26 protein-coding genes and 2 tRNA genes are annotated in these 24,753 nt (G+C 71.4%); 12 read left to right on the forward strand and 16 right to left on the reverse strand.

Going from position 1 to position 24,753, the window contains the following annotated elements; all coding sequences use genetic code 11:
* The 4 genes from HNQ09_RS04690 to HNQ09_RS04705 form a co-directional block, all read right to left on the reverse strand.
* Window positions 1-246 (reverse strand): hypothetical protein, encoded by a 246-nt coding sequence (locus HNQ09_RS04690; protein WP_184026086.1) that lies wholly within the window; start codon window positions 244-246, stop codon window positions 1-3.
* Window positions 247-387: 141 nt separating this feature from the next.
* The gene (locus tag HNQ09_RS04695) at window positions 388-588 is read right to left on the reverse strand and encodes a hypothetical protein (protein ID WP_184026262.1); all 201 of its coding nucleotides are present in this window, start codon (window positions 586-588) and stop codon (window positions 388-390) included.
* A gap of 137 nt (window positions 589-725) precedes the next feature.
* A tRNA-Val gene (locus HNQ09_RS04700) sits at window positions 726-800 on the reverse strand.
* 28 nt (window positions 801-828) lie between these two features.
* A tRNA-Cys gene (locus HNQ09_RS04705) sits at window positions 829-902 on the reverse strand.
* A gap of 133 nt (window positions 903-1,035) precedes the next feature.
* On the opposite strand from HNQ09_RS04705, the gene HNQ09_RS04710 reads away from it, so the two are divergent.
* Entirely contained in the window at window positions 1,036-1,917 is an 882-nt protein-coding gene (locus HNQ09_RS04710) for a glycerophosphodiester phosphodiesterase family protein (protein ID WP_184026088.1), read from the forward strand.
* A gap of 57 nt (window positions 1,918-1,974) precedes the next feature.
* Here the strand turns inward: HNQ09_RS04710 and HNQ09_RS04715 are convergent, their stop codons facing one another.
* From HNQ09_RS04715 to infC, 5 genes are all read right to left on the reverse strand, one after another.
* Window positions 1,975-2,694 carry an esterase/lipase family protein gene (locus tag HNQ09_RS04715; protein WP_221269578.1) on the reverse strand — a complete coding sequence of 240 codons (720 nt, stop codon included), beginning with the start codon at window positions 2,692-2,694 and terminating at the stop codon, window positions 1,975-1,977.
* Between the two features lie 140 nt (window positions 2,695-2,834).
* Window positions 2,835-4,784, reverse strand: a complete 1,950-nt coding sequence (gene thrS, locus HNQ09_RS04720) for a threonine--tRNA ligase (RefSeq protein WP_184026091.1) — start codon at window positions 4,782-4,784, stop codon at window positions 2,835-2,837.
* 248 nt (window positions 4,785-5,032) lie between these two features.
* Window positions 5,033-5,455, reverse strand: coding sequence for a DUF805 domain-containing protein (locus HNQ09_RS04725; protein ID WP_184026094.1), 423 nt, complete (start codon window positions 5,453-5,455; stop codon window positions 5,033-5,035).
* A 189-nt stretch (window positions 5,456-5,644) separates the two neighbouring features.
* Window positions 5,645-5,890 (reverse strand): glutaredoxin domain-containing protein, encoded by a 246-nt coding sequence (locus HNQ09_RS04730; RefSeq protein ID WP_184026096.1) that lies wholly within the window; start codon window positions 5,888-5,890, stop codon window positions 5,645-5,647.
* A 109-nt stretch (window positions 5,891-5,999) separates the two neighbouring features.
* The gene (infC, locus tag HNQ09_RS04735) at window positions 6,000-6,617 is read right to left on the reverse strand and encodes a translation initiation factor IF-3 (protein ID WP_184026098.1); all 618 of its coding nucleotides are present in this window, start codon (window positions 6,615-6,617) and stop codon (window positions 6,000-6,002) included.
* A 164-nt stretch (window positions 6,618-6,781) separates the two neighbouring features.
* Here infC and HNQ09_RS04740 point away from each other — a divergent pair, with 164 nt between their 5' ends.
* The 6 genes from HNQ09_RS04740 to HNQ09_RS04765 all read left to right on the forward strand — a co-directional run bounded on the left by HNQ09_RS04740 (window position 6,782) and on the right by HNQ09_RS04765 (window position 11,917).
* Window positions 6,782-8,788, forward strand: a complete 2,007-nt coding sequence (locus HNQ09_RS04740) for an amylo-alpha-1,6-glucosidase (protein ID WP_184026100.1) — start codon at window positions 6,782-6,784, stop codon at window positions 8,786-8,788.
* 97 nt (window positions 8,789-8,885) lie between these two features.
* Window positions 8,886-9,563 (forward strand): NUDIX hydrolase, encoded by a 678-nt coding sequence (locus HNQ09_RS04745; RefSeq protein WP_184026102.1) that lies wholly within the window; start codon window positions 8,886-8,888, stop codon window positions 9,561-9,563.
* Between the two features lie 72 nt (window positions 9,564-9,635).
* Window positions 9,636-9,926 carry a YbaB/EbfC family nucleoid-associated protein gene (locus HNQ09_RS04750; RefSeq protein ID WP_184026104.1) on the forward strand — a complete coding sequence of 97 codons (291 nt, stop codon included), beginning with the start codon at window positions 9,636-9,638 and terminating at the stop codon, window positions 9,924-9,926.
* 55 nt (window positions 9,927-9,981) lie between these two features.
* A complete protein-coding gene (recR, locus tag HNQ09_RS04755; protein WP_184026107.1) occupies window positions 9,982-10,644 on the forward strand; it encodes a recombination mediator RecR in 663 nt (220 codons plus the stop codon).
* A gap of 98 nt (window positions 10,645-10,742) precedes the next feature.
* On the forward strand, window positions 10,743-11,357 hold the full coding sequence (locus HNQ09_RS04760; RefSeq protein WP_184026109.1) for a GNAT family N-acetyltransferase: 615 nt from the start codon (window positions 10,743-10,745) through the stop codon (window positions 11,355-11,357).
* An 83-nt stretch (window positions 11,358-11,440) separates the two neighbouring features.
* Window positions 11,441-11,917 (forward strand): hypothetical protein, encoded by a 477-nt coding sequence (locus tag HNQ09_RS04765; RefSeq protein ID WP_184026111.1) that lies wholly within the window; start codon window positions 11,441-11,443, stop codon window positions 11,915-11,917.
* 132 nt (window positions 11,918-12,049) lie between these two features.
* On the opposite strand, the gene HNQ09_RS04770 is transcribed toward HNQ09_RS04765, so the two are convergent.
* Window positions 12,050-13,711, reverse strand: a complete 1,662-nt coding sequence (locus tag HNQ09_RS04770; protein WP_184026113.1) for a histidine kinase N-terminal 7TM domain-containing diguanylate cyclase — start codon at window positions 13,709-13,711, stop codon at window positions 12,050-12,052.
* Window positions 13,712-13,962: 251 nt separating this feature from the next.
* On the opposite strand from HNQ09_RS04770, the gene HNQ09_RS04775 reads away from it, so the two are divergent.
* Window positions 13,963-14,559: a TetR/AcrR family transcriptional regulator gene (locus tag HNQ09_RS04775; RefSeq protein WP_184026115.1), complete on the forward strand. Its 597-nt coding sequence runs from the start codon at window positions 13,963-13,965 to the stop codon at window positions 14,557-14,559.
* Between the two features lie 27 nt (window positions 14,560-14,586).
* Here the strand turns inward: HNQ09_RS04775 and HNQ09_RS04780 are convergent, their stop codons facing one another.
* A complete protein-coding gene (locus HNQ09_RS04780) occupies window positions 14,587-15,348 on the reverse strand; it encodes a helical backbone metal receptor (RefSeq protein ID WP_184026117.1) in 762 nt (253 codons plus the stop codon).
* A 109-nt stretch (window positions 15,349-15,457) separates the two neighbouring features.
* On the opposite strand from HNQ09_RS04780, the gene HNQ09_RS04785 reads away from it, so the two are divergent.
* The 4 genes from HNQ09_RS04785 to HNQ09_RS04800 all read left to right on the forward strand — a co-directional run bounded on the left by HNQ09_RS04785 (window position 15,458) and on the right by HNQ09_RS04800 (window position 19,234).
* A complete protein-coding gene (locus HNQ09_RS04785) occupies window positions 15,458-16,207 on the forward strand; it encodes a hypothetical protein (RefSeq protein WP_184026119.1) in 750 nt (249 codons plus the stop codon).
* A 125-nt stretch (window positions 16,208-16,332) separates the two neighbouring features.
* Window positions 16,333-17,166 (forward strand): group III truncated hemoglobin, encoded by an 834-nt coding sequence (locus HNQ09_RS04790; RefSeq protein ID WP_184026121.1) that lies wholly within the window; start codon window positions 16,333-16,335, stop codon window positions 17,164-17,166.
* A gap of 5 nt (window positions 17,167-17,171) precedes the next feature.
* Window positions 17,172-18,785, forward strand: coding sequence for a S49 family peptidase (locus tag HNQ09_RS04795; protein WP_184026123.1), 1,614 nt, complete (start codon window positions 17,172-17,174; stop codon window positions 18,783-18,785).
* A gap of 32 nt (window positions 18,786-18,817) precedes the next feature.
* Window positions 18,818-19,234 carry an OsmC family protein gene (locus HNQ09_RS04800; protein ID WP_184026125.1) on the forward strand — a complete coding sequence of 139 codons (417 nt, stop codon included), beginning with the start codon at window positions 18,818-18,820 and terminating at the stop codon, window positions 19,232-19,234.
* Window positions 19,235-19,310: 76 nt separating this feature from the next.
* On the opposite strand, the gene HNQ09_RS04805 is transcribed toward HNQ09_RS04800, so the two are convergent.
* From HNQ09_RS04805 to pstC, 5 genes are all read right to left on the reverse strand, one after another.
* On the reverse strand, window positions 19,311-21,095 hold the full coding sequence (locus HNQ09_RS04805; RefSeq protein WP_184026127.1) for a M3 family oligoendopeptidase: 1,785 nt from the start codon (window positions 21,093-21,095) through the stop codon (window positions 19,311-19,313).
* Between the two features lie 52 nt (window positions 21,096-21,147).
* The gene (locus tag HNQ09_RS04810) at window positions 21,148-21,756 is read right to left on the reverse strand and encodes a phosphate signaling complex PhoU family protein (protein ID WP_184026268.1); all 609 of its coding nucleotides are present in this window, start codon (window positions 21,754-21,756) and stop codon (window positions 21,148-21,150) included.
* Window positions 21,757-21,914: 158 nt separating this feature from the next.
* Window positions 21,915-22,676: a phosphate ABC transporter ATP-binding protein PstB gene (pstB, locus tag HNQ09_RS04815; RefSeq protein ID WP_184026130.1), complete on the reverse strand. Its 762-nt coding sequence runs from the start codon at window positions 22,674-22,676 to the stop codon at window positions 21,915-21,917.
* A gap of 56 nt (window positions 22,677-22,732) precedes the next feature.
* Window positions 22,733-23,599 (reverse strand): phosphate ABC transporter permease PstA, encoded by an 867-nt coding sequence (gene pstA, locus HNQ09_RS04820; RefSeq protein ID WP_184026132.1) that lies wholly within the window; start codon window positions 23,597-23,599, stop codon window positions 22,733-22,735.
* The gene (pstC, locus tag HNQ09_RS04825) at window positions 23,599-24,636 is read right to left on the reverse strand and encodes a phosphate ABC transporter permease subunit PstC (RefSeq protein WP_184026134.1); all 1,038 of its coding nucleotides are present in this window, start codon (window positions 24,634-24,636) and stop codon (window positions 23,599-23,601) included. The genes pstA and pstC overlap by 1 nt, the downstream gene beginning before the upstream one ends.
* Window positions 24,637-24,753 lie beyond the last annotated feature (117 nt).

The following is a 24,753-nucleotide window of genomic DNA, read 5'->3' on the forward strand; positions in this document are numbered from 1 at the left end:
TCAGACAGCGGCGGCGCCTGCCGGGCACAGCTCGTAGAGCGAGTAGCCGATCTGCATCAGCACGACCGGCATCAGCGGCTGGATCAGCCCGCGCGACTCGAGCTGCATGATCGCCTCGGCGTCCACCGGCACACCCCCCAGCCGGTAGGCGGGCACCACCGGGTTGCCGTCGGGGCAGACACGTTCCAGAACCGTTCCGGCCCTCATGCGGGCCAGGACGCGGCACTGTTCGGGCGTCAGGGTCATGCCCCACGATAGGAGGCGGCGTCTGACGGTGATCTTAAAACGCCTGAGAAATGAACCCTCCCCCAAGCCTCTCGCCCCAGGTGAGCGGACCATGCGGCCACGCTGAGGTGTTGCGGCGCGCGGGGGCAGCCCCGGGCGGGGTCAATCGCCTGGACTCACGAACTGCTCCTGGAGCAGCCGCAGCAGGTCCAGCCCCTGCTCACGGGTGAGGGTCAACTCCTGCGCCCCGACTCCGTAGCGGTCCACGGAGAGGTAGAGGCCGTCGCGGGTGGGGCAGACGTGCAGGCGGCCAGCTTGCGTCCGGTAGGAGGTCAGCGGAGGAAGCGGATCGAGGATGGTCATGCGTGACACGCAAACTAGGATTCCGGGTCTGACGTGGCCCTGACTGGGCCGCCCCCCGCTGTACGAAACGCCCCAGTCCCAACCGCCGAGTTAACGACTGGAAAGCAAAAAGAAGCGCCCTCCAGGAGGGCGCGTGGTGGTAGAACCGAGGGGATTTGAACCCCTGACCCCTACCGTGTCAAGGTAGTGCTCTACCCCTGAGCTACGGTTCTCCATGCAGGTCGTCTGCGGGGTAAATGTTGGAGGCGCTGACCGGACTCGAACCGGTGGTGGAGGTTTTGCAGACCTCTGCCTTACCACTTGGCTACAGCGCCGTTGCCTTCGCCGTGGGGCGGCTGGAGGGTCCGTCCTCTCCCAGCGGAGGGAATGTTAGCACGCACTTTTCAGGCTGTAAAGGTGGGGCGGCCGAGCCGGAAGCAGGGGCGGGGGCGTAGAGTTGAGGCTGTCATGAACAGACTGTGGCTGGCTGGCCTGGGAGCGCTGCTGCTGGGCGCGTGTGCGCTCTTGCCGGGTTCCGCGAATCCCCCCGCGAACCCGTTCGTGCAGGGGCGGACCCTGAACATCGCGCACCAGGGGGGCGAGGGGCTGCGGCCCAGCAATACGCTGCTCGCCTACCGCAACGCCGCCTCGCTGGGGGCCGACATGCTGGAGATGGACATGCACGCCACCCGCGACGGCGTGCTGGTGCTCTCGCACGACGCGGCGCTCGACCGCCTGACCAACGTGCGCGGCCGCATCCCGGAGCTGACGCTGGCGCAGGTGCGGGCCGCCGACGCGGGGTACGCCTTCTCGCTCGACGGCGGGCGCACCTTTCCTTTCCGGGGCCAGGGGGTGCAGGTCGCGCAGCTCTCGGAGGTGCTGAGCGCCTTTCCGGCCCTGCCCATGATCATCGAGATCAAGCAGGCCTCGCCCAGCCTCGCCGCGCCGTTTTGCCGGGCGCTGAGAGACGCGGGGGCGACCCGGCGGGTGATCGCCGCGAGCTTCAGCGACGTGGCCCTGAACGAGTTCCGCGCCGCCTGCCCCGAAGTCATGACCAGCATGACCGAGCGCGAGCTGAGGCCCCTGGTGCTGCTGAGCAAAGTTGGCCTGGCGCGGCTGGCACCCGTACGGGGCCGCGCCGCCCAGGTGCCGGTGCGCGCGGGCCGCATTGAGGTGGTCACGCCGGGCTTCGTGCGGGCGATGCAGGCGCGCGGGGTCGCCGTGCAGGTCTGGACCGTCAACGACCCGGCCGAGATGCGCCGCCTGATCCGCCTGGGGGTGGACGGCATCATCACCGACCGGCCCGACCTGCTGGAAGAAGTGCTGACCAGGGAAGCGCAGGGGCGGTGAAGGAAGCCGCGCCCCCGTTGCCCTCCCAGGATGGTCAGGGGCAGGACCGCCCCCAGATCAGCGGTTCACGAAGTCGCGCACCTGGGCATAGACCGTGCTGCTCTGGTAAAGCTGGCTGTGGGTCAGGCAGGCGGTCTGGGTGTTCGCGGCGCCGCTGAGGAGCACGCTCTGATCCGGGTTGATGATCTCGTCGCACGGGGACCACCAGGTGCCGTAGCGGGACACGCCGGGGGTCTCGTCGGGGCTGTTGAGCGCCGTCAGGAAACTGGACCCCTGGCGCATCTCCACGCAGGAGGCGTCAAGGCAGGCGAGGGCGAAATCGGTGCCGTGGTTGGGACCCCCCAGCGAGACCCAGGCGTCCACCTTCACGTCGCCGCCGAGATTCTTGAGGTAGTAGCGCGAGGACAGCCCGCCCATCGAGTGGGTGATCACGTCGACGCGGGCGGCCCCGGTCTGGGTCAGAATCTCGTCGACCTTCTGCCGGATCAGGTCGGCGGTCACCGCGTTGGACTGCCGGGTGTCGTAGCTCCAGGCGAACAGCCCCGCGTCGGTCCAGCCGTCGCGCTTGAAGTTGCCGACCATCGTGGTCCAGACCGATCCGCTGGAGTTGTAGCCGTGGACAAACAGGATGGGGTCGCGCGTCGGCGCAGGAGCCGGGGCCTTGCGCGCCTGGGCCTGCAAGCCCGCCGCCGGGCCGGGCGGGGTCGTGCCTCCACAGGCCGTGAGCAACGCTGCCGAACCGGCCATCAGGGCCGCCACCTTCCAGAATCGGGTCATCAAAGACTCCTTGCAGGACTGCTGTGGATTTTGAAGATGGCCCAGCGTAGCGGGCTAGGGCACTGGGTTCAAGCTGCTGGGACAGCAAGAGGCCGCCCCCACCCCTCGGGGATGGCCCAGATCGGTTGAACCCAGAGAACTCAGGCGCGGGTGCGGACGCGCTCCTGCAACTCGGCGAGCAGCGCCGAGAAATCCACGCCCTTGCGCTCCCGGTGGCCTTCCGGGGTGCGTTCACGCACGCTGACCTCGCGCCGCGCCTCTTCCTGATCCCCGACGATCAGCATCACCGGGATCTTGGAGAGTTCCGCCGTGCGGACCTTGGCGTTCATGCGGTTGGCGGAATCGTCCACTTCGGCCCGCATTCCGGCGGCCTTGAACTCGTTGGCGAGTGTCTCGGCATAGGGAATGTGGCGGTCGGCGATGGGGATGATCATGACCTGCCGGGGCGCGAGCCACAGCGGGAAGTCGCCGCCGTAGTGCTCGATCAGGATGCCCACGAAGCGCTCCAGGCTGCCGAAGGGCGCACGGTGGATCATCACCGGGCGGTGGTCCTGACCGTCTTCCCCCGTGTAGGAGATGTCGAAGCGTTCGGGCAGGTTGTAGTCCACCTGAATGGTCCCGAGCTGCCACTCACGGCCCAGCACGTCCTTCACCACGAAGTCGAGCTTGGGGCCGTAGAAGGCGGCGTCGCCGGGTTCGACCGTGTAGGGCAGGCCGACTTCCTCCACCGCTTCCATGATCTGCGCCTCGGCCCGGTCCCACTGGGCGGGGTCGCCCACGTACTTGTCGGACTCGGGGTCGCGCACGCCCACCCGGAAACGCACGTCCTCCATGCCGAAGGTCTTCAGAACGAGCACCGTGAGGTCCAGTACGTCGAGGAATTCCTTCTTGAGCTGGTCCGGCCGGGCGAAGATGTGCGCGTCGTCCTGGGTAAAGCCGCGCACGCGGGTCAGGCCGTTGAGTTCGCCGCTCATCTCGTAGCGGTACACCGTGCCGAACTCGGCCAGCCGCACCGGGAGGTCGCGGTAGCTTCTGGGCTTGCTGGCGTAGATCCGCACGTGGAAGGGGCAGTTCATCGGCTTGAGCATGTACTGCTCGTCGTCCACGTCGATGGGGTTGAACTGGCTCTCGGCGTAGTAGGGGTAGTGCCCCGAGGTGCGGAACAGGTCGAGGTTGCCGATGTTCGGCGTCACCACACCCTGATACCCCCGCTGGAACTGCTGCTCGCGCAGGAAGCGGCTGAGTTCCTCGCGCAGCACCGTGCCGTTGGGCAGCCACAGCGGCAGGCCCTTGCCCACCATCGGGTCGATGGTGAACAGTTCGAGTTCGCGGCCCAGCTTGCGGTGGTCGCGCCGCTTGGCCTCCTCCAGCCGCTCGAGATACTCGTCCAGCTCCTTTTGCGTGGCGAAGGCGACCCCGTAGATGCGCTGGAGGATCGGGTTCTTCTCGCTGCCGCGCCAGTACGCGCCCGAGGTGCTCATCAGCTTGAAGGCGGCGGGGAGCTTGCCCGTGTTGGGGAAGTGCGGCCCCCGGCACAGGTCCACATAGTCGCCCTGCTGGTAGAGGGTGATCGCCTCGCCGTCGGGCAGTTCGCGGATGAGTTCGGCCTTGTAGGGGTCGTGGGGAAACTGCGCCAGGGCCTCATCCTTGCTCACCTCGCGGCGGGAGAAGTCCAGGCCGCGCGAGAGGATGTCGCGCATCAGGCGCTCGATTTCGGGCAGGTCTTCCTCGCGCAGGGCTTCGGGCAGATCGAAATCCTGATACCAGCCGTTCTCGATGGCGGGGCCGACACCGCGCTTGATCGTCTCGGGACCGTAGCCTTTCGCCTGGTAGAACTCGCCCACCGCCTGGCTCATCACGTGGCCCAGCGAGTGCCGGAAGAGGGGGGCGGCCTCGGCGGGGTTCTTCTTGGTGATCAGGGTGATGCTCGCGCCGTCGGGCAGCGGGGACATCAGGTCCACGAGATCACCGTTCGCGGTCGCGGCCAGCGCGTCCTGGGCGAGGCGGGGGCCGATGGCGCGGGCGGCGTCGAGGGCCGTGGCCCCCTGGGGCAGGTCGAGTTGTTTTCCGTCGGGGAGGGTGACGTGCATGGAAACTCCTTGAAGTAAGCCTGGCAAAAGGCAAGAAAAGACCCGGTCTGGCCGCGAATCCAGCAGAGCGCCTGAGAGCCGCGTGGGTTCTCAGGCGCAGGGAGTTCGCGTGACTGGGCCGGGCATCGGCGGTCGCCGGGACGCTCCCGCCCTCATCACCAGACCGGAGTGATGGGCAAGGAGGCTCATGGGAGGCAGGATAGCGGGCGGGGCGGGCCGGGGGCAACCGCGCCCCCACCCGGTCTCCCCTACCAGTCCGCCACCGCGTTCGCGGTCTGCCCCTTGGGATTCGGCCCCCAGCGGTTGGCGCCGGGCTGGCCGCCCAGCACCATGAAGATCAGGAAGACCAGACCGCCGACAAGCGGCACGAAGTTGATCAGGTACCACCAGCCGCTGCGGCCCGTGTCGTGCAGCCGCCGGACACTCACCGCCAGGGACGGCACCAGGATAAACAGGCTGTAGAGGCCCGCCGCGATCAGGCTCAGCAGGGCCAGCCCAGTGGGGGCCGCCGTTTCTGGGTCAGGTGCCGTGACCGTCTGCACGGCGAACGGCAGGTACAGCAGAAGGCTGATCAGGGTATTGATCAGGTAGAACATCCAGTATTCCCGTCGCCGGGCGCGTCCTCGGAAGTCGGCGTAGTGCTGGCGAATCACGTTCAGATAGTCGTTCATAGGGTCTCCTCACTCCAGATCAGTCCCAGGTTATGACTGGGTGAGAAGAGCATAAACTCTGTTTGAACGGCGTGAGACTGCACATCCGCGTCGGCGACCGTCACGGGAATGGGGAATTCTGCCCTCTCCTCTGAGGGAATGGAGAAAGGGCAGCCTCACCCAGAGGCTGCCCTCACCTGGCCCTGCGGCCTACAGCCCGGCTTCAGCCAGGAAGGCGTCGAGCTTCTGGGGCCGGAAGCCGCTGAGGCTGTGGGCCACGTCACCGCTGACGAGCGTGGGCACGCTGCGCTTGCCGCCGTTCACGCTCATGACGTACTCGGCCGCGCCCTCGTCCTGCTCGATGTTGATCTCCTCGTAGGTGAGGCCCTTCTGGGTCAGCGCCCGCTTGGCGGCCACGCAGTCGGGGCACCAGCTCGTCGTGTACATCTTGATCATGCCTCTACTTTACAAAATAAAGCGCCGGAGTGGGTGAGCCTCGCTGACCGGGACGCCAAGGCAAAAACGGCCCACCCCGGAGGGCAGGCCGCTGGGCGGAAAGGACCGTTCAGGCGTTCGCGGTCGCCTCGGGCTGGGCAGCCGGGCTGGTGCTGGGCGCGGCGGGGGCGGGGGCTTCCGCCTGCTCCTCGCTGACCCTGGGCTTGGGCGCGGCCTTGGGGGCCATGATCATGTTCATGTCCATGCCCATCATGCTGGGCATCCCCTCGGGCGCGCCGATGTCGGCCAGGGTGTCGGCGACCCGGTGCAGGATGCGCTCGCCCAGTTCCGGGTGGGTGCGCTCGCGGCCACGGAACATGATCGTGACCTTGACCTTGTGCCCTTCTTCGAGGAAACGGCGCACGTGCCCGGCTTTGGTGTTGAAGTCGTGGTCGTCGATCTTGACGCGGAACTTGATCGCCTTGACTTCCTGGGCGCGGGCGCGCTTGCGGTTTTCCTTCTCGTTCTGCTGCTGCTCGTAGCGGAACCGGCCATAGTCGAGCAGGCGGCAAACCGGCGGCACAGCCTGGGGACTCACCATCACGAGGTCCAGGCTCTTCTCACGCGCCATCGCCATCGCGTCGCGGGTGTCGATGATGCCGATCTGCTCGCCCTCCGCGCCGATCAGGCGAATCTGACGAACGCGAATCTGCTCGTTGACCTTATGTTCTTTCGCTATTTTCATCACCTCCGCGCGCCTCCCACACGCTGGTGGGCAGGCGGCCTGTACGCCGCGCTGGGCGTGACAGTGCATTTTACCACGCGCGGGCTGCCGTCCCCTCCCACGGCCAGCCCGGCCCCGCCTCGCCGCCCCTTCGGCGCCGCTGGGCGCAGGCTGCCATGCTGAGGGGCATGACCCTGTCCTCTCCCGTTGGCCCGCCTGCCGTCACGCGCCGCTTCGGGCCGCTCGCCGCCCGCGACCCCGACCTGGAGGTGCTGCTCACCGACGGGCTGGGCGGCTTTGCCCTGTCCAGCCTCGCCGGGGTGCCCACCCGCTGCTACTCGGGGCTGGCCGTGAGCCACCGGCCGCCCGTGGCGCGCTGGCAGCACCTCGTCTCGCCGCTGGAGGTGCTGGGCACGCCGGGGGGCGACGTGACCCTGCACGCGCTGGAAGTCGCGCCGGGGGTCTTCGAGGGCGACGGCCTGACCCACCTCAGCGAGGCGGCCCTGCGCGACCTGCTGCCGGAGCGCGAGCAGTGGGCGCGCGGCGTGCGGGTGCGGCGGCGGGTGGTGGTGCCCCGGCACTCGGGCGCGGCGGTCTTCTTGTACGAGGTGGAAGCGCGGGACGCGGTCACCTTGACGCTGGGGGGCTTGTTCGCCGACCGCGACATGCACCGCACGCACCGCGCGGCGCCCCGGCTGGCGTTCGAGGTGGCGGGGACGCGGGCCACGGTGCGCGGGACGCGGGAGACACGGGTGACCCTGCACGCCCCGGACGGCGCGGTCGAGGCGCTGACGCCGGAGCCTTTCGCACAGCGGGTCTACCTGCGCCACGACGCGGCGCGCGGTGAGCCGGACCACGACTACGCGACCGGAACGGCCCTGTGGCGCGTGCCGCTTCCGCCCGGCGGGGGAAGGGTCGCGCTGGTGGTCGGCGGCTTGCCGGGCGTAGAGGTGCCCGACCCCTGGGCCGCCCACGCGGAGGAGGCCGGGCGGCGGCGCGGGTTGGCCGAGCAGGCCGGGCGGGCGACCGGCCTGCTCGGCGATGAGGTGGTCGCCACGCTGGCCGTCGCCGCCGACGCCTACCTGGTGCGGCGCCAGCAACCGCCGGGCACCAGCGTGATCGCAGGCTATCCCTGGTTTGCCGACTGGGGCCGCGACGCGATGATCTCGCTGGCGGGCCTGACGCTGGCGACCGGCCGCCACGCCGAGGCGCGCGAGCTGCTGGGCACCTTTTTGCGCTCGCTGCGCCGGGGCCTGACACCCAACAACTTCCACGAGGACGGCGCGGGCGCCGGGTACAACACGGTGGACGGGGCGCTGTGGCTGGCCGTGTCGCTGGAACGCTACGTGGGGGCCAGCGGCGACCTGGCCTTCGCACGGGAGACGCTGCCCGCCCTGCGCGAACTGCTGCGCTGGCACGTGCAGGGCACCGCCCACGGCATCCGGATGGACCCTGGCAGCGGCCTGCTGCAAGCGGGGGAACCGGGCGTGCAGCTCACCTGGATGGACGTGAAGATCGCGGACTGGGTGGTCACGCCGCGTCACGGCCTGCCGGTCGAGGTGCAGGGGCTGTGGCTGGCGGCGCTGGGGGCCGAGGAGCGGCTCTCGGCCCTGAGCGGCCAGCCGGCCGAGTTCGCGGACCTGCACGCGCGGGCGCAGGCGGGCTTCGCGGCCTTCTGGCAGCCGGACGGGGAGGGAATGGGCGCCTGGGCGGACGTGCTCGCGCCGGACGGCGAGCCGGACCTCAGCGTGCGGCCGAACGCGGCGCTGGCACTGGCGCTGCCCGACACGCCCGCCTCCCCCGCACAGGTGGAGGCGCTGGTGCGGACCACCGAGGCCCAGCTCCTGACCCCAGTCGGCCTGCATACCCTCAGCCCGCTCGACCCGCGCTACCGGGGCGATTACGGCGGGCCGCAGGTTCTGCGCGACGCGGCCTACCACCAGGGCACCGTCTGGCCCTGGCCGCTGGGCGCCCACGTGGAGCTGCTGCTCCGGCGCGGCGAGGTGACGCGGGCGCGGGCGGCGCTGGGCGGCTTGACCGGGCACCTCTGGGAAGCCGGGCTGGGCCACGTCAGCGAGGTTTTCGCGGGAGCCAGCCTGCGCCCCGGCGGCTGCCCCTTTCAGGCCTGGAGCGTGGCGGAACTGCTGCGGGCACATGTATTGGTGGGCCGCGCCGAGGCGGGGAGGCGCCCCTAATCCCGGCCGAAACCGCGTGTGGGCGCGGCCGGGGGTGCCCTAGATCGTGACACTTATTTCTTGACGTTGTGGGAACAGCAGGGCTAGAGTTCGTGTCATGGGGACACTTGCTCTGCCGCCGCAGGCCACCCAGGTCGGCCTGGCGGTGGACATCGCCGCCTTTGCCATGCATGGGGGGGAACTCCAGGTGCTGCTGGTCCAGCGCGCCGAGCTGCCGCACGCCCGCGACTGGGCACTGCCCGGCGGCTTCGTGCAGCCGGGCGAGGCGCTGCACGAGGCGGCGCTGCGCGAGCTGCGCACCGAGACCACGGTGGAACTCGAACCCCGGCACCTCGAGCAGTTCTATACCTTCGGGGACCCCCGCCGCGATCCCCGGGGCCGCATCGTGTCGGTGGCGCATCTGGCGGTGCTGGGGCACGGCACGGTGCGGGTCGCGGGCGGCGGGCACACCCTGGGCGCGGCGTGGTTTCCGGCCCACCGCCCGCCGGGGCTGGCCTTTGACCACGCGCTGATCCTGGCCCGCGCGCTGGGACGCTTGCAGGTGCGGCTGGAATACGCCAACCTCGCCCTGGAATTCCTGCCCGAGACCTTTACTCTCCCCGAGCTGCAAAAAGTCTACGAGGCGATCCTGAACCGCCCGCTGGACAAGCGCAACTTTCGCAAACGCCTGCTGGCCCAGGGGCTGCTGGTCGCCAGCGGCGAGCGCCGCAGCGGGGTGGGGCGGCCCGCCCAGCTCTACCGCCGGGCCAAGGGGGCGAAGGCGGCCACGCTGTAGGGGGGAGGCCGGGGCCTCCGCGTTCCGGCCCCCACGTTCACCCGGGCGGCCCCCCGGTAGAATGGCCGGGCTATGGACATGAAAAAGCTCATGAAGCAGATGCAGCAGGCCCAGGCGGCGGCGGGCAAGATTCAGGAGAACCTCGCCGCGCAGACGGTCGAGGGCACGGCGAGCGGGCTGGTCACGGTCACCATGAACGGGCACGGCAAGGTCATGGGCCTCAAGATCCAGCCGGAGGCCGTGGACCCCAGCGACGTGGAAGCGCTGGAAGACCTGCTGCTGGTCGCCCTTCAGGACGCCTCGGCCAAGGCCGACGCCCTCCAGCAGGAGGCGACGCGCGGGCTGGGACTGCCCGGCTTCTGATGGCCAGGCGGTCAGCAGGAAGTGGGCCGTGGACCGCCGTTGAAAGAGGCCGGGCATGAAGTATCCGCCCAGCTTGGTCGCCCTGATCCGGGAGCTGTCGCGGCTGCCGGGCATCGGACCGAAAAGTGCGCAGCGGCTGGCCTTTCACCTGTTTGAGCAGCCGCGTGAGGACATCGAGCGGCTCTCTGCGGCGCTCTTGGCGGCCAAGCGCGACCTGCACACCTGCCCGGTGTGCTTCAACATCACCGACGCCGACCGCTGCGACGTGTGCAGCGACCCCTCGCGCGACCAGGGGGTCATCTGCGTGGTCGAGGAACCCGGCGACGTGATCGCCATCGAGCGCAGCGGCGAATACCGGGGGCTGTATCACGTGCTGCACGGGGTCCTGAGTCCGATGAACGGGGTCGGCCCCGAGCGGCTGCATATCCGCCCGCTGCTGCCGCGCGTGCAGCAGGGGATGGAGGTGATCCTGGCGACCGGCACGACCGTCGAGGGCGACGCGACCGCGCTCTACCTCCAGCGGCTGCTCGAACCGCTGGGCGCCGTGGTGAGCCGCATCGCCTACGGGCTGCCGGTGGGCGGCGCGCTGGAGTACGCCGACGAGGTCACGCTGGGCCGCGCACTGAGCGGACGGCGCCGGGTCAGCGAGGGCACGCCCGCCCCCCGCCTGGGCGAGGACGACCTGGACGGCGCGGCCCCGCTGGCGGCTCCCCACTGAAGTCTCCCTCCCCCCCCCGGCCCCGGGTGCGGCGCCCTGTCTGGAAACTTCCGGCAGGGCGCCCCCTTTGGGTTTCCCTCTGGCGCTAGCGTAGGGGCATGATCCCGGCTCCGCCTGACGAGTGGCTGCGGCCCGTGCCGCTGGCCGGACGCTTCGTGCGCCTGACGCCGTTGACCGAAGCGCACGCGGCCGACCTGCACGCGGGGGCCGACGAGGCCACCTCCGCCCTGCTCGCACGCGGCGGTCCCGACTCCCCGACGGTGGAGGGCTGGGCCGCGTACATCGCGCGGCTGGGCGCGCTGCCGGACCGCCTGAACTGGGCGGTGATGATGGAAGAGCGGGCCGTGGGCCGCATCAGCTACAGCGAGGTCCGCCCCGGCGACCGCTGGGTGGAGATCGGCACCATGCTGGTTCCCGCCGCGCAGGGCACCGCTGCCAACCCGGAAGCCAAGCTGCTGCTGCTGACCCGCGCGTTCGAGGTGCTGGGCGCGGGCCGGGTGCAGTTCAAGGTCGACGCCCGCAACGCCCGCAGCCTGCGTGCGCTGGAGCGCCTGGGCGCTGTGCGGGAAGGCACGCTGCGGCAATACCAGCGGCGCCCCGACGGCCACGCCCGCGACAGCGTGATGTTCAGTGTGCTGAGCAGCGAGTGGCCGGGGGTCAAGGCAGGCTTGCAGGCACGGCTGGCAGCCTTCGCGCAGACGGCGCCCGGTTGACTCGGGGACGGGCGCCAACGGCCTGACGCGACCATGAGAAGGGGCGCTGGGCTTGCCACATGTCGGCGGGTACACTGCGGCCTATGCGCCTTGCTCGCCGTCCGCTCCGGTCTCCGCTGATCGCCGCCCTGCTCGCGGGCCTGCTCGCTCCGGCGGCGGGGGCGCTCGTCGTGCCGCTGGGGGGCTGGACGCCCGTGGCGGGCAACGCCAACGTGTGGACCGACGCGGCGGGCGCCTGCCTCATGCGCGAGGAACGCCACGGGCAGGCCTTTCCCACTTTCCGCACGCTGGACGAGGCCCGCACCTTCGCCCTGCGGCTGCAAAAGAGCCTGGCCGGGGGCGCGGTGAGCGAGGTCGTCACGCAGCCGGTCGAGCGTCCGGGCGGCTGGGGGGTGCTGGCAGCCTACGCCCTTCAGGATCAGGGCGTCGCCTACCGCATCAGCCAGCTGTACCTCAGTGACGCGGGCTTGCTGCGCACCGTCACCGGCAGCAGCGCCCAGCACGAGGCCAGCCCCTGCGTGAACGAGATGCGCGCCTTCATCCGCCATCTGGCGAACTGAGGCCCTGGCCGCCCTGAACGGCCCAGCGGCCTCCCTCTGCGGCCGCCGCAGAGCGGTCAGCCCGGACGCACCCCGCTAGGCGCGGCGCCGCCGGGGTGCGCCCAGCGCCTGACCCTACCTTCTCCGGGCGGCTCAATCGGGCGCGGCGGGCGTGGCCTCTGCCCCCGTCGCCCGCGCCCCCAGAACCGCCGGGACCGCCTCCGGCGCCAGCTGCCACTGGTTGCGGCCCAGGGTCTTGGCGCGGTAGAGGGCCTCGTCGGCGGCCAGCAGCACGCTTTCGGGGTCGGCGCCGTGGGCGGGGTAACTTGCCAGCCCCAGCGACACCGAGACCGTCACCGGCGCCGCGTGCGCGTGGTCGGTGCCCAGCGCGGCGATCCCGCGCCGCCACTGTTCGGCCCGCTGCGCCGCCGCCGGGGCGCCCAGGCCGGGCAGCACCACCACGAATTCCTCCCCGCCGTAGCGGCAGACCGTCTGGTCGGGCGTCACGGCCCCGCGCAGGTAACGGGCGACGGCCCGCAGCACGGCGTCCCCGCCGAGGTGCCCCAGGGTGTCGTTGATCCGCTTGAAATGGTCGATGTCCAGCAGCACCACGCTGAACGGCCCGCCCTCGTCGCGGGCCTGCCCCAGCGCGGCGCCCAGGGCGTCTTCGAGGTAGCGGCGGTTGTGCAGGCCGGTCAAGGGATCGCGGACGCTCTGCTCGCGCAGTTCGGCCTGAAGACGCTCGATCTCGGTCATCCGCAGTTGCAGCTGCTCGTGGGCCTGCCTCAGCGCCGCCTCGGCCCGTCGGCGGGTGGTCACGTCGCGCCAGACCACGACGTGGCCCTGCACCCGCCCGCGCCGGTCGCGCAGCGGCGAGACGCGCACCTCCAGATGAAGCCTGCCCAGCGTCAGCTCAGTGGTCCGCTCGCCCAGGCCGCCCAGCGAGGCCAGCGCCGCGCCCCACTGCTCGAAGACCTCGGCGGCAGGCTGCCCGATGGGTGAGGGCCGCGCGCGGTCCACCAGCTGCTGGGCGGCGGCGTTCAGGTCCACCACGCGCTCGGCGCGGTCGAGCACCACCACGCCCTCGCGCATCTGCTCGATCAGTTGATGCCGCGCCACCGGCACGAGGTCGAGCAACCCGAATCTCAGCAGGCCCCACAAGAACACCAGCGCCGTGACCAGAAACAGCATGGGCGTGAGGTCCAGCCCCGGAAAGGGCGGCTCGCCCAGCACGCTCTGGACATTGACCACCCACGGCAGACACAGCCCCGCGAGCAGCACGCCCGCCTGACGCCGGTAGATGCCCGACGCGCGCCGAAAAAACTGCGCCAGCCGCAGCGCACTCAGGCCGAGCATCGCGTAGCTGTGCAGGGCCACCACCGTGAACCACGGCCCGCCCCCCAGGCGGGTGTGGGCCTGAAGCGTCGCGGCGGAGCCGAACAGCATCCCGCCGGGGTCCCCGCCCAGCAGCAGCGCCCAAGTCACGCCCGGAACGGCGAGCAGCAGGCTCCAGGCCGCGGGCCGCAGGGGCACGCCCGGCTGGGTAAAGGCCCGGGTCATCAACCAGACGCACACCGGCGCGCCGCTCACCCCAAAAAAGGTCGCGTCCAGCCAGAAGGCCTGCTCCGCCGGAGCCGCGCTCAACCAGTGCAGGGCGTAGGTCAGGGTCCAGAGGCTGATGCACAGCAGCAGCAGCGCGAGCGGCAGCGCGCCCGGGGCGCTGCGGCGGTCCCAGGCAAAGGCGGCGGTCGTCAGGGCGCTGATCCCCGTCACCCCCAGCCAGGCCGCGTAGGTGGTCTCCGGGCCGGAACTCATCGCCCTGGGAACCGCCCTGGCCAGGCCGCCGCCCGTAGGGCCGCCAGGAGGGACAGAGCGAGAGCGCCCGACATCTCCCCGAAGTGTAAAGGGAAGACCAAGGCCACGATGCCCAATTTGCCACTTCTGTCCCAGTTGCCGCTCCAGTCACGCGCGGGCTGCCGCTCCAACCTGAGCCTCCGGCCCCGTGTGGTGGACCGCCACGGGGTGGCGGCCCGGTTCTCCGCCCTGACCTGCTAGCCTGCCCCTCTATGGCGCGGCGCGTGAACCCCATTCAGGACCGGGCACGCCGCGCGGCGCTGGAGCGGGCGGCGTACCTGGCGATCTACGAGCGCGGCTACGCGGGCGTGACCCTGGCCGATATCGCCGGGCACGCCGGGGTCAGCAAGGGGACCCTGGCCTACCACTTCGGCAGCCGGGCCGGGCTGCTCGCGGCGGTGATGCGCCGCTTTACCCGCACGGTCACGGTCGCCACACGCCGGGCGCTGCGGCAGGCGGGCACCCCGGAGGCCAAGCTCGCCGCCTACGTCGAAAACCAGTTCTACGGGGTCGAGAACACCCGGCGCTTTTCCACCGTGTCGCTGGACTTCCTGGCGGCCGCCACCCGCGACCCCGCCCTGATGGCCGTGCAGCGCGACTTTCAGCGCGAGACGCTGACGCTGGACCTCGAAGTCGCGCGGCTGGCAGGCGAGGCGGGCGCCGGGACGCGGGCGCGGCTGCTGCGGGCGCTGGTCGAGGGTCTCAGCGTGCGCTTCCTGGCCGACCCCGACCCCGACCTGGCCGCCTACCGCGCCGAGTGTCTGCGCGGCCTGCGGGCGATTCTGGGGTGGGCCTCCGGGGCTGCCTGACGGCGGCAGGGCGCGCGGGTGCCCGGCTCAGCGCTGCGCCTGCGCCTCCCGCCGCGCCACCGGCAGCGCCGCCAGCGCCGCCGCCACCTGCCGCGCGCCCTCCAGCAGCCGGGGACCGGGGCGGCCCAGCCCGCTTTCGGGCACTGCCACGACCGGGACGCCCAGGCCGCGCGCCTCGATCACCTCCGGGCGCAGTTTTTTCGCGCCGCACCACGAGCAGACGATCAGGTCGGGGCGCGCGGCCTGGACCTCATCGAGCGTGAGGGGTGAGCTGCGGCCCGGGCGCTCCGCCAGGGCATTGACCGCCCCCAGCCCGGCCAGCAGGTCGGTCACCCACGACTCGCGCGTCGCGGCGATGATCGGGCGGGGCCACCACTCGACCAGCACCCGGGGCGGCCGGGGATAGGCGCGGGACAGGTCGCGCAGGTCGGCCTCCAGCGCGGCGGCCACCCGTTCGGCCCGCTCCGGCAGGCCGATGGCCGCCCCGATGGTCCGGATGTCGGCCAGGGTGTCCGGCACGCTGACCGGGTCGAGGACCAGGGTGGGCAGGCCCGCCGCCCGCACGGCGTCCACCACCCGCTCCATCCCCGGCACGCTGAGGCTCGCCAGCACCAGCTCGGGCCGGGTCCGGGCCAGCGCCGCCACGTCGATGCCCAGGTCGGGGCCGACCCGCAGCGCGCCTTCCAGTCCCGGCGCGTCGCTGTGGTGATCGGCCGCCACGACCCAGGCCGAGGCCCCCAGCGCCGCGAGGATGTCCGAGTTGCTGGCGGTCAGGGAGGCGAGGCGCATGAGGGTCAGGGTAGCCCCGCAAGGTGACGGGGGCGTGAAGCCAGGCGGGGGAAGTTCTGTGTGCCAGCGCAGGCAAACGCCCCCTGACCGTATGGTAGGGTGAGCCGATATGAAGAACACCTTCGCCGTGACCATGACGCTGCTGCTGGCGCTCACGCTGGGCGGCTCGATTGCCGGGTACCGTATTGCGACGACCCCCCACCACGCCGAGGAAGAGGCGGCCAAGGGCGGCGCAGAATCCATCGGGGACCCCACCACCCAGGACGTGAAGAGTGAGGACGCGCCCACGGCCCAGAGTGCGGCCACCGTCGGGTCGGACGGCCTGACCACCCCGCAGGGCAACGTGCGGCCCGACCAGATCGGCGGCAGCACCAGCGGCGAGAACGGCGCGGTGGGCGTAGACGGCGGCCAGGAGGGCGGCGGCGCCGAGGAGAGCGAGGGCGGCGACCTGGGCGGCGGCACCGGGGACGGCCAGAACGAGTCTGGCCCGCAAGATGGCCTGACCCGGGAGGGCGGCGCGGCCGAGGGTTCGGCGGCCAGTCAGGGCGCCCAGAGCGAGGCCGAGAGCGGCGAGGGCGGCGGCGTGGAAGGCACCAACCCCAGCACCGGCGAGGTCGAGCGCGGCGTGGCTTCTCCCACCGTGCAGGATGCGGACACCCAGGTCGGGCAGACGGGCGCCTCCAACGTCGAGAAGTCCAGCGCGGGCAGCGACCGCCTCAGCGACGAGAAGGCCGCCGAGATCGCCGACACGCTGGGCGGCGACAGCGAGGGCCGGCCGGGGCAGGACTCGCGCGCCGAGCAGCTCGACGAGACGGGCGAGAGCGCGAACGAGGCGCCCACGGCACCCGCCACCCGCTGAAGTTCCTGTCTGACAGGAGGCCCCGGGCGACGCCCCGGGGTCTTTTCGTTGCGGGCCGAGCCACGCTGCCCCGGGGCCGACCGCGATCACCCCGCCCGGCGGGGCGGTCCTTCTATGCTGTCCCCATGCCGGGCGCCCCGCTCCTCTCCCCTTTTCCCGTGCCGGGCTGGGACACGCAGGCCGCGACCCCGCAGGCGCTGTCCACGGCGGGCGGGCTGCTGGTCCCGCACGACGGCGAACCGGTGGCGGACGTGCGGGATCGCCCCGACCGCTGGGCGCGGCTGACCCTAGTCGCGGGCGCGGTGCGGCGGGGCCTGCCGGTGCTGGCCTGGGGAACGGGCGCCGCGCTGGCAGGCCGGGTGCTGGGGGCACGGGTGCAGCCGGGCGGCCCCGCCGGGGACTGGGCGGAAGTGCCGCGCGGCGCCGAGGTTCAGGCGTGGCAGGGCGAGGTGCCGCTGCTGTGGCGGACAGGCCGCGTGACTGCCTGGGCAGGTGCGAAGTTGCCGGACCCGCTGAAGGCCGACTTCCTGGCGGGCCTCCCCGGCGCCACCGCCCGGACGCCGGGCACGCCGCTGGAGGCCCTCGGCGGCGAGGCTGCCCTGCGCGCCCTGCTGGCCGACTTCTACGCGCGGGCGCGGGCGGACACGCTGCTCGGCCCGGTCTTCGGGGCGCACGTGACCGACTGGGACGCGCACCTGGACCACGTCACGGCCTTCTGGGTCACGCTGCTGGGCGGCGCTCCGCTGTGGCGCGGCAACCTCAACCGGGTGCACGCCGGGCTGGGCGTTCGCGGGCCGCATCTGGAGCGCTGGCTGGAGCTGTTCGGGGAAGCGGCGCGGGCGCATCTGCCGCCGGAGGCCGCCGCGCTGATTCTCGCGCGGGCGGGGGCGATGGGCGCCCGGCTGGGCCCCCCGCGAGGAGGACGGGGGAACGGTCCTCACCCGGGGCGCGTACCGTAGGGGGTATGGCACCCCTGAATATTCCGTTCCTGTCCCAGGCCGCTGACGCCCTCCCGGACGGCATGACCCATCCCACCTGGGTGGTGCTGGAGCTGCACGGCGCCTACCCCGAGCGCCAGCCCACCCAGCCTCTTCAGGCGCTGCTGAGCCGCACCGAGACGCTGGAGGCGCTCGAAGCCCGCGCCGAGAAGCTGCGGGGAGCCGAGTGGCTGCACGGCGTCCTGGTGCGCTTTTCCGACCTGGCGGTCTCGCCCACCACCGCCCACCGGATTCGGGGCATCCTGGGGCGGCTCTCGGCCGACAAGCGGGTGGTCGCCTTTTTGCCGCAGCTCACCATGACGGCCCTGATCGCGGCGAGCGGGGCGCGCGAGGTCGTCGCGCCCGAGTCGGCGGACGTGCTGGTGCCCGGCTTCGCCGCCGAGCCGACCTACCTGGGCGAGTTTCTGAAAAAGAGCGGCGTGGAGTTCGAGAACCTGCGCATCCGCGAGTACAAGGCCGCGCTGACCCGCTTTTCGGAAGACCAGATGGACGAGGCCAACCGCGAGCAGCTCACCGCCTACCTTCAGGGCCTGGAGACCGCCTGGGCGCGCGACCTGGCCGCCGCCCGTGGGGTGAGCGAGGACACCGCCCGGACCTGGCTGAGCGGCGACCTCACGAGCGCGCGGTCGGCGCTGGACGCGGGCCTGATCACGCAGGTCGCCTACGAGGACGAACTCGTCGGCCCCGGCACCCGGCCACTCGCGGCGGTGCTCGACCTCCTGATGCCGAAAAAGCCCTCTCAGCCCAAGGCGGGGCGGGTGGCGGTCGTGTCGCTGGTGGGCGCCATCGTGCCCGGCAAGAGCCGCAACAATCCGCTTCCCCTGCCGCTGCTGGGCGGCCCGCAGGCGGGGTCCGACACGGTGGTCGCCGCGCTGCGGCACGCCAAAAAGGACAAGCAGACGAGGGCCATCGTGCTGTACGTGAACAGCGGCGGCGGCTCGGCGCTGGCCTCCGACCTGATCTGGCGCGAGGTGGCGACCTCCGAAAAACCGGTCGTCGCCGTGATGGGCGAGTACGCGGCGAGCGGGGGCTACTACGTCCTCACGCACGCGCGGCACGTCGTCGCCAGCCCCTACACCCTGACCGGCAGCATCGGCGTGGTGAGCGGCAAGCCGGTCCTGCGCGACTTCAACGCCCGCCACGGATTGAAACCCGAGCCGGTGGGCCGCGAGCGCGCGCTGATGTACTCGGCCTCGCGCCCCTTTTCCGAAGACGAGCGCGAGCACGTCAAGCGCGGCATCGCCGAGGTCTACGAGCGCTTCGTCGGCCGGGTGGCCGAGGGCCGCAAGCTGACGCGCGAGCGGGTCAACGAGATCGGCCGGGGCCGCATCTGGAGCGGTCAGGACGCCCTGAACCTCGGGCTGATCGACGAGCTGGGCGACCTGCACACCGGCATCACGCGTGCCCGTGAGCTGGCGGGCCTGCCCCACGACGCCCCGACCTGGAACGCGGCCCCCGCCCGCAGCGGCCCCTTCCCCGAGTTCGTCCGCGAGGCCGCCGACGCCGCCAGCCTGCGCGTGTGGCCCTTCGGACAGGAGCGGGTGCTGACCTGGTTCGATCAGGAGATCAAGGTCAGGTAAGCGCCGGGGGCCGCGCCCGAGCGAGGTGTTCCATGAGAATCAGTGCCCACGTTCGGAACAGTGCCGACCGGCACGAGGTGACCCTGCGAACCGACGGCCGGGTGCAGGGCCTCACCGTCCCGCCCCGGACGACCGGCCCCGGGTCGGGCGTCAACGGCGGCGAGCTGCTCTTCCTCGCGCTGGCCACCTGCTACTGCAACGACGTGTACCGGGAGGCGGCGAGGCGCGGCCTGCAAGTCGAGCGGGTGGAGGTGGACGTCGAGGGCGAGTTCGGAGGCGAGGGCGAACCGGCCCGGAACGTGACCTACCGCGTTCGGGCGGCGGCCCAGGGCAGCGAGGCCGAACTGCGGGAGCTGCTGCACCACACCGACCGGGTCGCCGAGATTCAGAACACGCTGCGGGCGGGAGTGCCCGTCACCCTGGCCGAGGTGAAGGTCGAGGGCGCCTAGCTGGAGAGACCCTGCGGGAGAGGGAAGCAAGGCCCAGGCCGCGCTCCCTCTCCCCTCCTCCTTCCGGGGCCAGCCCTCAGCCCGTCGCCGCCTCGTACGCCGCGATCTGCCCCCGGATCACGTCCAGACTGCCCTCCCAGAAGTCGGGCGCGTGCAGGTCGATGCCGAATCCGGCCGCCAGGGTACGGGCGTCGGCCAGGCCGGTGTCCGACAGCAACTCGTCGTAGCGGCGCTGGAAGTCAGCGGCCTCGCCGCGTTCCTTCGCCGCCTGGTACTGGGCGTAGAGGCCCAAGCCGAACAGCAACCCGAAAGTGTACGGGTAGTTGTAGAAGCTGAGGCTGTAGTAGTGCGGCTTGACCGCCCACATGTAGGGGTGGGTGCTCGCCAGCGCGTCCCCGTACGTCTCGCGCTGCGCCCAGGTCATCAGGTCGTTGATTTCCTGCGGCGTGAGGTCGCGCTGCGCCCGCCCCTCGAACACCGCCCGCTCAAACAGGAAGCGCGAATGGATGTCCACCACGACCTGGGCGTGCCCCAGCAGTTGCGTTTCCAGCACGTAGAGGCGCTCCTCGCCTTCTGAGCGCTCCAGCGCCGCGTTCTGGATGATCGTCTCGCAGAAGATGGAGGCGGTCTCGGCCAGGGTCATCGGCGTCTCGCGTTGCAGGGGCGTGCGCGGCGCCTTGAGGAGGTTGTGGTAGCCGTGCCCCAGCTCGTGGGCCAGGGTGGACACGCTGTCGAGACTGGGGTCGTGGTTCATCAGGATGCGGCTCTCGTCGCCCTGCCAGCCCATGCAGAAGGCCCCGCCGCGTTTGCCGTCGCGGGGACCCGCGTCAATCCAGTTCTCGCGAAAAGCGCGGGCCGCAAAGTCGCCCAGCCGCTCGGAGTAGGCCCGGAACTGCTCCTCCACGAAGCGCGCTCCGGCCTCGTAGGTCCACTCGGTCGCGCTGCGGCCCACCGGGGCGAACAGGTCCCACCAGTCGAGTTTCGGCTTGCCCAGTGCCCGCGCCTTGGCCGCGAAGTAGCGGCGGAAGTCGGGCAGCGAGCGCTCGACGGCGCCCTGCATGGCGGCCAAGGTCTCGCGGTCGATCCCGTGGGTGAGCAGGCTGGGGGCCACCGCGTCCGCGAAGCCCCGGCGGGTGCTCAAGGTGCCCTCTTCCCCCTTGACGCCGTTCAGGGCGGCGGCGAGCACGACCTCCGCGCCTTGCCAGACTTTCAGCTCGGCCTCGAAAGCGTCCCGGCGCACCGCCTCGTCGGGATCGGTGGCCAGCGCCCGCAGGGCCGTCACCGGGAGGGTCTGGCCCCGGAACCCGCCGCTGAGCTGGCTCGTCACGTTGCCGTGCAGCTTGGCCCAGCCCCCGGCGCCGCTGGGCCGCAGCCGGGCGGCGAGGTCCTCTTCCTGGGGGGTCATCTGGTACCTGGCCCGCTCCACGCTGCGGCGGATCAGGTGCGCGTGTGCGCGGGCCACGTCCGACCCCGCCAGCAGCGCTTCCACGTCCTGCCCCCCCAGCCAGGCCGTCAGGCGCGAGCGCAGCGGCCCCAGCCCCAGCGTCAGGGTGGTCAGCTCGCCCATCTTCTGCTGAGCCAGGGCGTCACGGCTGTCGGTCGTGACGAAGGCGGAGATGAAGCCGCGCAGGGTGGTGACCCGGCCCAGGACCTCGTTCAGGCTGCCCAGCACCCCGGTGAGGGTCTCGGGCGTGGCGGCAGGCCCGCCCTGGCCCACGCCCACCCGGTCGAAGGTGGCCTCCAGCGCGCTGACCGCGTCGCGCAGCGCCGCCAGATCGGCGCTCAGGCGCCCGTCCTCCAGGCCCGCGTACAGGTCGTCGGTGCGCCAGCGCGGCAGGTCCCTTGCTTGGGTGGTGGTCATGCCCGGCAGTCTAGCCCTGGTCTCCCGCGCCGCCGCTCCTCCGCCAGATGGCCTACCCGGCGGCCTGGGCAGCCTGTGCCTGCTCGCCCCGCACCAGCATTTCGAGCCGCTCGGCCACGTTGACGAGGTGGTCGCCCAGGCGTTCCAGGCTGCGGGCCATGCGGCTGGCCGTCAGCGCGACCTCCACATCGGCGGGGCGCTCGTGGAGCCGGGTCAGGCTGGCGCGCAGCATCTGCTCGTAGAGGGCGTCCACCTCCTCGTCGAGGCGCGTCACCTCGCGGGCGGCGCGCAGGTCGCGCTCGGCAAAGGCGTAGGCCAGGCGTTCGAGCATGGTCGCCAGCAGGTCCACCAGCGGCAGCACGTCTTGCAAGGTGGCCGAGCGGGTGCGCGGGGCCAGGGCTTCGAGGTCGCGCGCCACCCCGAAGGCGTAGTCGCCCACCCGCTCCAGGTTGGTCAGGCTGCGAAAGACCAGCAGGTGAAACGTCAGCTCACCCGGCGTCAGCGGCCCGGCGAAGGCGGCCAGGCAGGCGTCCTCGATCTCGCGTTCCAGCGCGTTCGTCTCGCGCTCCAGCCGCCCGGCCCGCGCGGTCAGCCCGGCGTATTCCGCCCGGCGGGTGGCGTCGCGCACGGCGTCAAGTTCTTCCAGCGCGATGCTCAGCATCCGCAGGAAACGGGCGGTCAGGTGCGCCATGCTGGCCTGCCCGCCCGTCACGCTCTCCTGTTCCCCGTTGCCGCCCGGTGTGGCCCCTGCCCTCATGCGGCCAGTATCGCGCCGGGCGGTGAGGGGGCGGTCAGGTGCCCCCACCTCAGCTCGGCCCCTCAGCCGAAGCGGCCCGTCACGTACGCCTCGGTGCGCTCGTCGCGCGGGCTGGTGAACAGCTGATCGGTGACCCCGTGCTCGACCAGGTCCCCGTTCAGGAAAAAGGAGGTCGTGTCGCTCACCCGGGCTGCCTGGTGCATGTTGTGGGTCACGATCAAGATGGTGGTGACCTGCTTGAGGCCCGTCATCAGGTCCTCGATGCGGGCGGTGCTGGCCGGGTCGAGCGCCGAGGTCGGCTCGTCCATCAGCAAGATCTCCGGCTCGACGGCAAGCGCGCGGGCGATGCACAGCCGCTGCTGCTGCCCGCCGGACAGGCCAGTGGCGGGGGTCTTCAGGCGGTCTTTGACCTCCTCCCACAGGGCCGCCCCGCGCAGCGAGCGCTCGGCCACCTCCATCAGCCGGGCGCGGTCGCGGATGCCCGCCAGCTTCAGGCCGCTCACCACGTTGTCGAAGACGCTCATGGTGGGAAAGGGGTTGGGCTTTTGAAAGACCATCCCGACCCGGCGGCGCATGGTCACCGGGTCCACGCCGGGGCCGTACACGTCCTCGCCGTCCAGCAGAATCCGGCCGGTCACGCGGGCGCCGGGCGTCAGGTCATGCATCCGGTTCACCGCCCGCAGGAAGGTGGTCTTGCCGCAGCCGCTGGGGCCGATCAGGGCGTTCACGGTGCCGCGCTCCACGGTCAGGTTGACGTGGCGCACCGCGTGGTTCTCGCCGTAGAAGATGTTCACGTCGCTGGCGCTGAGGATGGGGGTGGACATGGGGGGTTCAGGCTCCTTGAAGAGGGGTCGGGGCTGAGAGACACACCGGCCGCGCCCTAGCGGCGGCGGCTAGCACGCCGGGCCAGCAGGCTGGTGGCGAAGATGATCAGGATCAGCAGCAGCGCTCCGGCCTTGGCGAGGCGCTGGTTCTCGTCGTAGGCGCTGGTGGCGCCCCGGTAGATTTCGAGCGGCAGGGCGCTCATGGGCTGGGTGGGGTCGAGGTTGACGTTGGGGTTGCCGAAGGCGGTAAAGAGCAGCGGCGCGGCCTCCCCAGCCACCCGCGCGAGCGCCAGCATGACGCCCGTCACGATGCCCCCGGCGGCGGCGGGCAGCACGATCCGCAAGATCACCACCCACTGCGGCAAGCCCAGGCTCAGCCCCGCCTCGCGCACCGCGAGCGGCACCAGCTTCAGCACCTCCTCGGTGGTCCGCACCACGATGGGAATCATCAAAAAGCCCAGCGCCAGCGCGCCCGCTATGCCCGAGAAGCCGAAATACAGCACGATCAGCCCGTAGGCGACCAGCCCCATCACGATGGCCGGAATGCCCGCCAGCACGTCGCTGAGCATCCGCACGGTGGGCATCAGGGGGTGCCGGGGAAACTCGGCCAGAAAGATGCCGCCCGCCACGCCCACCAGCACGCCGATCACGCTCGCCATCGCCAGCATGGTCAGGCTGCCGGTGATCGCGTTGAGGAGGCCGCCCCCCGTCTCGCCTTCGGGTGCAGGCGTCTTGGTGAAAAAGTCGAGGTTCATCGCGCCCAGGCCCTCGCGCAGCAGGTACACGAAAATCAGGATCAGCGGCGCGACGACCAGCGCGGTCGCCAGCGCGATCAGGGCGCCCATCAGCCGGTTCTGGAAGCGGCGGGCCGGACTCAGCCGGGCACGCGGGCGGGCGGGGGTGCCCCGCGACACCGCGCTCATCACTGGATTCCCTTGGGCGTCAGCCGCGCGATGATCAGCCGGGCCAGGAAGTTCACGACCACGCTCAGGAAAAAGAGGCTCAGGCCCAGCGCGACCACGCTGGAGCGGTGCAGCGCTTCCTGCGCGTCCCCGAACTGGTTGGCGATCACCGAGGCCATGGTGCTGGCGTTGCCCCAGATGCTTTTCAGGACCTCCTGGCTGTCCCCGATGACCATCGCCACGGCCAGCGTCTCGCCCAGCGCGCGCCCCAGCGCCAGCAGCACGCCGCCCAGAATCCCGGCGCGGGCGTAGGGCAAGATGGCCCGCGAGATCACTTCCCATTTGGTGGCGCCCAGCGCGTACATCGCTTCCCGCTGGTCGGTGGGCACCAGCCGGATCACGTCACGCGCCACGCTGGCGGTGTACGGCAAGATCATCACCGTCAGGATGATGATGGCGAGGGCCAGCCCCCGGCCCGCCGCGCTGTTGGGCACGAACAGGCATTGCAGCGAGGTCTGGTTCTCCGCCCACAGCGCCGAACAGCGGGTGAACAGCGCGAAGCGCTCGGGGTACAGCTCGGGGTTGAAAAAGGTCGTCTGCCAGCGCGCCAGCACGGGCGCGATCACAAAGAGCGCCCACAGCCCGTACACCACGCTGGGCACGGCGGCGAGCAGCTCGATCAGGTAGCCGACCGGATTCGCCAGCCACTTCGGCGCGTACTCGGCCACGAAGAGCGCGCTGGCGACCGCGAGCGGCACGCTGATCAGCAGCGCGGCCAGGCTGGTCACCAGCGTGCCGAGGATCATGGTCGCCGCCCCGAAGGTGCCCGTCACCGGGTTCCAGGTGCGCTCGGTGAAAAAGCGCAGCCCGGACGCGCGCAGGGCGGGCCAGGATTCGCGCCCCAGCTGGTAGACGCTCAGCACGAAGATCAGCACGATCACCGAGGCCAGGCCCAGAATCACGAGCTGGAAGACCCGGTCGCTGCCGCTGGACAGGCGAAACGGGGCGGGGCGGACCACGGGAGCGTGGGCAGGGGGGCGGCGGGCAGGTTCACTCATGGTTGGATGACCCCTCCGGGGCGAGTGGGTTCAGTTCACAGGCAAAGCGTCAGCGCGAGGTCAGCTGCTTTCTCCGGCCAGCGCGGCCCACGCGGAAAGCGGCCCCCAGCTTGGAGG

It is taken from the genome of Deinococcus budaensis (assembly GCF_014201885.1).
GTDB classification, from domain to species: Bacteria; Deinococcota; Deinococci; order Deinococcales; family Deinococcaceae; genus Deinococcus; species Deinococcus budaensis.